General features: G+C 61.5%; 5 protein-coding genes. 4 read left to right on the top strand and 1 reads right to left on the bottom strand.

Annotated features, from left to right (window positions below; translation table 11 throughout):
* The first annotated feature begins 98 nt into the window (after positions 1-98).
* The gene (locus ACYPXD_RS08220) at positions 99-1,733 is read left to right on the top strand and encodes a methyl-accepting chemotaxis protein (RefSeq protein ID WP_459709543.1); all 1,635 of its coding nucleotides are present in this window, start codon (positions 99-101) and stop codon (positions 1,731-1,733) included.
* A gap of 17 nt (positions 1,734-1,750) precedes the next feature.
* Here ACYPXD_RS08220 and waaC read toward each other — a convergent pair whose 3' ends face one another.
* Entirely contained in the window at positions 1,751-2,776 is a 1,026-nt protein-coding gene (gene waaC, locus ACYPXD_RS08215) for a lipopolysaccharide heptosyltransferase I (protein ID WP_459709540.1), read from the bottom strand.
* 202 nt (positions 2,777-2,978) lie between these two features.
* Here waaC and ACYPXD_RS08210 point away from each other — a divergent pair, with 202 nt between their 5' ends.
* The 3 genes from ACYPXD_RS08210 to ACYPXD_RS08200 form a co-directional block, all read left to right on the top strand.
* Positions 2,979-3,761 carry a glycosyltransferase family 2 protein gene (locus ACYPXD_RS08210; RefSeq protein ID WP_459709538.1) on the top strand — a complete coding sequence of 261 codons (783 nt, stop codon included), beginning with the start codon at positions 2,979-2,981 and terminating at the stop codon, positions 3,759-3,761.
* A gap of 63 nt (positions 3,762-3,824) precedes the next feature.
* Positions 3,825-4,727, top strand: coding sequence for a glycosyltransferase family 2 protein (locus ACYPXD_RS08205; RefSeq protein WP_459709536.1), 903 nt, complete (start codon positions 3,825-3,827; stop codon positions 4,725-4,727).
* An 85-nt stretch (positions 4,728-4,812) separates the two neighbouring features.
* On the top strand, positions 4,813-6,006 hold a 1,194-nt coding region (locus tag ACYPXD_RS08200), incomplete at its 3' end, for an O-antigen ligase family protein (RefSeq protein WP_459709572.1).

Raw genomic sequence — 6,006 nt, 5'->3', positions numbered from 1 at the left:
GCGTCCGCATTACAGGTCGGATATAAGTCTGCAGCCTACTTCTGTCTTACACACGTCAATATCCCCTGGCAAGCCGGGAGGTGTCCATATAAGACTACATGCTTAAACACATCACCATCCGCGGGGGACTGACTTTCATTATCGTCCTGTTCGTCGCGCTGCTGCTGGCCGTGATCGGTGTCGGTTACGGTTCGCTCAAGGCGACCAACGACGGTCTGCGAGACGCGCAGCGCGGCTCGGCATCGCTCGCGTCGTTGAACGCGAGTTCGGAAAAGCTGCTCCAGGTGCGGCTCGCGCTTGGCAGCTACGAAACGCTGTTTAGCGTCGGCAAGGCCACCGAAGCAATGCTCGATGCGGCCCACAAGCTGCTCGTGGACTCGAACAACGATTTCCGGGCGTATGCGGAAGGCACGTTCGGCAGCGACGAAGAACGCGCGCTCGCACAGACCGCCGCGAAAGCGCGTGCCGCGCTGGTTGCGGAGGCGCTCGAGCCGGAATACAAGGCGCTGGTCGATAACGACTTCAATACGTTCCGCACGATTCAAGGCGAAACCGCGGACCGCTATTACGCGCCGTATGCCAAGGCAATCGATGCACTGCAGCGATTCCAGGCCGACAACCAGCGCCGTGACGCGGAAGCGGCCGCGCGGCAATTCCAGATGTTGGCGTTTGCCTTCGGCGGCGTCGGGCTGGCCGCGATCGTGACCGGCGTGCTCGCGCGTATCGCGATGTCGATCGCGTTCGTGCGGCCGATCGAGCGGACCATCGCGCATTTCCGCAGCATCGCGGCCGGCGATCTGACGGTTGGCGTGCAAAGTCATTCGCGCAACGAAATGGGCCAGCTGCTCGCGGCGCTTGCGCAGATGCGCGATGGCCTTGCCAGTACGGTTTCCGAAGTGCGCGGCGGCAGCAATGCGATTGCGCACAGCGTTACGGAAATCGCGGCCGGCAATCTCGATCTGTCGAATCGTACGGGGCAGCAGGCCGCGGCGCTCGAACGCACGGCTGCGAGTATCGAGCAGATGTCCTCAACGGTTCGCCAGAACGCGGAAAACGCCAAGGAAGCGAACCGTCTTGCGCAGGGCGCACTGCAGACTGTGAGCCGGGGCGCGGATGTCGTGAATCGCGTGATCGATACGATGAGTGGCATTACGAGCTCGTCGCGCAAGGTCACCGAGATCACAGGGGTAATCGAAGGAATCGCGTTCCAGACGAACATTCTCGCGTTGAACGCAGCGGTTGAAGCGGCGCGCGCGGGTGAAGAAGGGCGCGGATTCTCAGTGGTTGCCGCCGAGGTTCGCAGTCTCGCGCAACGCTCGGCGACCGCGGCGAAGGAGATCAAGGATTTGCTGGGCGAGTCGGCGACGCAGGTCGAACTCGGTGCTTCGCTGGTCGGCGAGGCAGGCGGCACGATGTCGGATGCGCGCCTCGCGGTCGAACGCATGACCGGCATCATGGGCGAGCTGGAAGCGGCTGCCGGTGCACAGAGCGAGCGCATCGAACAGGTCAATCACGAGATCGCGCAGATCGATCAGGTCACGCAGAACAATGCGGCGCTCGTCGAAGAGGCTGCTGCCGCAGCGAAATCGCTGGAGGAGCAGACGGATGCTTTGAAGCAAGCGGTCGCGGTGTTCAGGCTCAGCGGTGGCGGCGGCGAGTTTGGACTTCACGACGCGCGGGCGCGCGCCGCGGCGGCGCATTCGCCGATGCCCGTCGCTGCAGTGGCCGTATGAGCGGCGTGCGCGCCGGGTTAGCCGCGAACCGCAGACTCGACGCGTACCTCGCTGCCGGCTTCGCGGCCATCGTCCGGCGGGCTACTGTGCACATAGTCGATTGCCTCGACGACCTCCGCAACCGTCGGCACCACGCCATCCCCACCGATTGACGTGGAGCGGTAAGGCGCCTGATTACCCGAGTGAATCGACGACGTCACGGTGAAGATCATGACCGTGCGTTTGCCGAGTGCATGCGCGAGGTGGGCGAAGCCGGTATCGACACCGACGACGAGCGCCGCCGAGTCGACCAACTGAGCGATAGCGGTCACGCTCAATTGCGGCAGCAGGTGCGTCTGCGGTGCCTGCTCGATGATTGTCAGCGCTTCCTCGCGTTCGCTTGGCGAGCCCCAAGGCAGAACCACATGAAAGCCGCGCTCGACGAGTTCCTTCGCCACCGCGACCCAGCGGTCGGTCGGCCACTTCTTGTCGTCCTTGGACGTCGCATGAAACAGCACTGCAAGCGGAACCCCGCCTGTATCGACGATGGGCTGAGCCGGCCGCGGAATCCGCAGGTTGTAGATCGCGGGATTGTCGGCGCGATAGCCAAGCGCATCGGCTACCGTGTCGCGCATGCCTTGCCATGCATTGACGTCCTGCCGCGGCACGAAGCGGTGCGTATAGGCAAACGCGGCGCCCTGTTCCCCGAGATTCTTCGAGTGATAACCGTAGCGCCGCGCCGAACGCGTGAGAAACGCAATGATGGCGCTTTTATAAACGCCGTGAATGTCCATGACCGCGTCGTAGCGGTGCGCGCGCAATTCGGATATCGACGCAAAGATCGCCTTGAAATCCGCCCAGCGTCGCGCCTTTTTAAAGCGGCGCAGCGGCGCGCATAGCACGCGGTCGACGCCTTCATTCCAGTGCGCGACATCCGCGAATACTTCATCGCATGCCCAGTCGACGACTACGCCGGGAAAAGCGCGCTTCAAGTCGGCAACGACGGGTTGCGCCTGAATGACATCGCCCAGCGACGTGACTTTGATGACAAGGATTCGCTTCATGGATGGCCCGCAGATTATGTTTTGATGCCCGGTATCCCCCAATCAAAAGCGCCGTAATCAGATACGCCGCAATCAAAAGCGTCGAAATAGGCAAGGGGCGGGCTAGGCAAGTGCGGCATTTTAGCAGCGGTGGAACCTGACGACCCATCTTTCGGAAGGGTAACGGTATACTCACTTTCCTTTCGCCCCCGTGAGCCGAGCAATGCCAGACCCGTTGCGTCCTTCGCCCCGGCCAAGCCTCGGCGTTGCGCTTATCGCGCTCAATAGCGCGGCGCGGCTTAAGCAATGCCTTGAAGCCGTCGCGTTCGCCGACGAAATCGTCGTGATCGACGGCGGCAGCACGGACGGCACAGCGGCTATCGCCGCGGCGCACGGCGCGCGCGTGATTGTCGAGCGCGAATGGCCGGGCTTCGGTCCGCAAAAGAACCGGGCATTGGCCGCGCTGTCGACCGACTGGATACTCTCCATCGACACAGACGAAGTCGTGACGCCTGAACTGGCCGCTTCGATTCGCACCGCCATTGAGGCGCCCCGCGCGGACGTCTACGCGCTCGATCGGTTATCGAATTTTTGCGGCCACTGGATGCGGCATAGCGGCTGGTATCCGGATTGGGTGCCGCGACTTTTTAAACGCGGCGCGGCGCGCTTTTCCGACGACCTCGTGCATGAGCGGCTCGTATTCGAATCGCCAGCGGCCAATCTCACGGGCAAGTTACTGCATTACTCCTACGACGACTTTGAAACCGTGTTGCATAAACTCAACGCTTATTCGAGCGCCGGCGCACGCCAACGGTTTAAAGCAGGCGCGCAAGGCGGGTTGGCAAGCGCGCTGGGACATGGCTTTTGGACCTTCGTGCGTAGTTACCTGCTTAAACGAGGGTTTCTCGACGGGCGGGCGGGTCTTATAATCGCAATATCGAACGCGGAAGGCAGCTATTATCGCTACCTGAAGCTAATGATGGCGGGGGGCTTCAAAAAGAAGTAAAAAAATTGGCGGGTTAATTGCCAGTCGAACTATAACCAATTGGCATAATAAAGAAGTGAAAAAATGAGAGGCATAAAAAAAGGGAACACGGGCCTGGTTTCGCTCATCATCACGACCTACAACCGTCCTGATGCGCTGCAACTGGTGCTTGACGCATGCTTTGCGCAGACTGATCGCCACTTCGAGATCGTGATCGCCGACGACGGTTCCGGCTCGTCCACGCGCGAAATGATTGAGCGAATGACACGACGGGCCCCCGTGCCCGTCACGCATGTCTGGCAACCGGACGAAGGCTTTCGCGCCGCGGCCAGCCGTAACAAGGGCATCGCGGGCGCGCGTGGCCAGTACCTGATCTTTCTCGACGGCGATTGTGTGCCGCAACGCGATTTCGTCGCGCGGCACCGGGCGCTCGCGGCGCCGCGTACGGTCGTCACCGGCAGCCGTGTTTTGCTGGGTCAGAGGCTCACTGAAACGGCGCTTGCCCGACACTTGCCTGTTTTCCAGCTATCGGCATGGTTCTGGTTGCGCCAGCGCGCGGCAGGGCAGATCAACAAGCTGCTGCCGTTGCTTGCGCGCGTGCCCGATATTTCCCAACGGCACGTAAAGGGTTTCGTCTGGCGCGGCATCAAGACGTGCAATCTGGCCGCGTGGCGTTCGGATATCGAAGCGATAAACGGCTTCGACGAAACCTTCACGGGCTGGGGACACGAAGATGCGGATCTCGTGGTTCGCCTGCACAATGCCGGCGTCACGCGAAAGAACGGATTCTGCGCGACCGAGGTTCTCCATCTGTGGCACCCACACGAAGCGCGAGACAGGGAAAGGCAAAACCAGGCGCGTGTGATCGCCCGGCTTGCGCAGGGCACCACACGCGCCGAACGCGGGCTCCGTGAACCGGAGGAGCGCGCCCTTGAACCGAGCCAGCGGGCAGATGTGATCGACACACCGTCTTTATTGGAGCAATGAATTGCAAGTATCGCTGCAGGACGTCAAAAAAAATCCGTCGCATCGGCTCACGATTGCGCGTTGCTGCGCAGTCGTCGCACTTTGCATGGTGCCTATATCGACAGCGGTGACAAACATAGCATGTGCGCTCTTTGTGCTGGTGCTGCTCAGCGCGCCGGAATTCTGGCGCAATTTGCCGTCGGTGCTGCGCCACCGCTCGGCGCTGTCAGCGCTGCTGTTGTTCGGCGCGCTTCTTGTGGGGGTCGCTTACACGGTAGCGCCGCATCAGGAAGCCTGGTCCTGGCTCGGCAAGTATGTGAAGCTGCTGATTCTGCCGTTTGCCGTTATCGCTTTCGAAGACGCGGACGCGAATTGGCAGGCCATAGTGTGCCGCAGCCTGTTTGCGACGCTCGCGGTCGTGGCCGTGCTGTCGACCACCAACTACATCGGCCTGACCGCTCTCGGTCCCGCGCATAATCCGCTGGAGCCCGATACGCGAGCATGGGTGTTCAAGAACCGCATTTCCGGCGGCATGCTGAGCGCGCTTCTGTTCTACCAGGCTGCCGACTTCGCATTCGCGGCGCGCAGCCCCCGTTGGCGTCTCTTTCTGGCAGCGATTGCCGCTCTGGCATTCGTCAACGTACTCGTGATGCTCCAGGGGCGTACCGCGCAGATCGTTGCACTGCTCTTCTTGCTTGTCGTGGCGGTGCGCTTGTCGTTCGTTAATCGCAGTCAATTACGCCTGCATCCGGTCCTTTGCGGTGCGGCTCTTGTCGCGGTTGCCGGGTTGACGCTGGTCGTGGCTTGTTCGGTGCCGAGCGGACGGCTGTTGCAGGTGGTCTCGGAAGTGCGTGAATACCGCCAGACGGATGCCGCGACATCGTCTGGCCTGCGTCTCGAGTGGTATCGCAAGAGCCTGGAACTGATCAAACAGCGGCCCGTTTTCGGATACGGCACAGCTGGCCTTGGTACGGAGTTCGCGAAACTGACTGCGGGCAAGACCGGTGCGGAAGGCCTGCCGACGCATAACCCTCATAACGAATATCTGTTGTTGGGGGTACAACTGGGCGGCCTCGGCGTCGCGCTGTTCGTCAATCTGCTGGTGCAAATCGCCCGCGACGCGGCCGCACTTGACCGGCGCTCGCGGCATCTGCTGCTTGCATGGCTCGCGGCATTCGCAATCGGCTGTCTCGCTAACTCGATGTTGCTCGACTTTACCGAAGGGCACATGCTTGTTCTGCTCGCAGGCATTTTGCTTGGCTGTGGCTACAGCAGCAGCGCTGTGACAAAAGATGAACGG

This window comes from Paraburkholderia sp. 2C (assembly GCF_054589215.1).
Note: the sequence above shows the minus strand (reverse complement) of the source record. Positions and strands in the feature narration are given on the sequence as shown.